This is a genomic window from Glycomyces harbinensis, assembly GCF_900101745.1.
GTDB lineage: Bacteria > Actinomycetota > Actinomycetes > Mycobacteriales > Micromonosporaceae > Glycomyces > Glycomyces harbinensis.
The window spans coordinates 1-1,560 of the sequence record NZ_FNAD01000036.1 but is presented as its reverse complement, the minus strand read 5'-3'; the positions used below and the strand labels follow the sequence as shown (position 1 = coordinate 1,560).

Genomic DNA, 1,560 nt, shown 5'->3' with positions numbered 1-1,560 from the left:
CTTGATTTTTAACCTTTGGTGCTGGTCAGGTGCTGTTCTCGCTCTCTCATGGTTTTTTCGCGTTTGGCTTTCTTGCCCGGGTCGCGGATCGGTGCCTTGCGTCGATTGCGTTGCCCGGCAGGGCGTCCGGGCCCGGGTTTCGAGGGTTTCGGCGCTCTGGTCAGGCGGGGTAGGGCCGCGTGGAGGTTCGGAAAGTCCCGGCGGACGCGGGCGGGCGTGAGTCGGCCCGCGACCGCCGGGGCCTCCCAGGGCAGGCGAAGGTCGGCGGCGAGGGCGCGGGCGAGGCCGAGCTGGGTGAACGCGGCGACTACCAGCCAGGTCCAGCGGTCGGCCGATTCAGGGTCGCGGACCTGCGGGATCGTCCAGCCCAGGGTCTGCTTGAGGAACCGGAAGGTGTGCTCGATGTCGAAGCGGCGCAGCCATGCCGACCAGATCGCGTCGAGCAGGCCGGGGTCGAGGTCCTGCTGTGAGGTCCAGAGCCAGAGCGGGGTCGGCTTGCCGGTGTGCGGGAGCCGTTCGGTCTGCAATCGAATGAGCGTGCCGTCGATGATCGGGAGGTCGCCCTCGTGGCCGATCCAGGCGGCCCGATGGGTTAGTCGCGCATGCAGGTGCGCCCAGGCCTTGGCTTCGAGGCGCCCGAAGCGGGCGGTCGGGGTTGAGGTCGCCGTATCGGTATCGCACCAGGTCTCGGGGTCGGTCATGCGAAAGAGGCGGCCATGCTTGGGCGGGCGGCCGGTCCCGGTATAGGCACCGGGCAGGCCGTAGAGGACCCGGTCCGATCGGAGGCGGCCGATCACGATCACCGGGAGGTCGCGCAGTTGATGGGCCAGGCGCGGGACGTCGTAGCCAGAGTCGGTCACGACCGCGATCGGCGCATCGCCAGGCTGGTGCTGGCCGGTGGCGATGAGGCGATCGACCACAGCGCGCAATTGAAGCGCGGTTACCTCGGCCGGGTCGTCGTCTTGCCCGATGCGGGCCGCATCCAGGATCTGGGTCCATGAACTCGCGCCCGGTTCGAGGGCGGCGATGAAGGAGTAGGACCAGCCGGGCACCATCTGGTCCTGGCCCCGGCCGTGCCCGGTGACGTGGCAGTACAAGCGTCCTGGGGAGCAGTTCGCGTCCGGGCGCAGCCACCCGGTGGCATCGACCGCGAGGACGATCCGGCCCCGGACGCGCCCCAGCGGCTGCGCCGCAAGGGCTTCGCGGAACCGATCGGCGTCGATCCGGCCCGCGGACAGAGCGTCGTAGAGTGCACCGTGCCCTCGGGTGAACACCCCGGTCAGTGACAAGCCCGGCAGCGAAACCACTGGCCCGGAGCTACACAGCACCGCGTCGGTCAGCTCGAACAGCGCATCCGAGCGGGCGGTCAGGCACTGATGGAATCCGGCCCGGAAGTCCCGCAGCGCCCCGGCTCCCGCGCCGGTGCCGGGTTCAGGGAGAATAGACAAACGAAGCCCTTGCTGTTGAGATTCTTTGTGTCGCAACAAGAATCATCAAGCAAGGGCTTCGCTCGTATTCAAGCGGGAGTGCCTGACCAGCACCAAAGGTTAAAAATCAAGC

At 68.1% G+C, this 1,560-nt stretch carries 1 protein-coding gene; it reads right to left on the bottom strand.

Annotated elements, in window-relative coordinates; genetic code table 11:
* Window positions 1-8: 8 nt before the first annotated feature.
* A complete protein-coding gene (locus BLQ63_RS27560; protein WP_091040751.1) occupies window positions 9-1,448 on the bottom strand; it encodes an NF041680 family putative transposase in 1,440 nt (479 codons plus the stop codon).
* Window positions 1,449-1,560 lie beyond the last annotated feature (112 nt).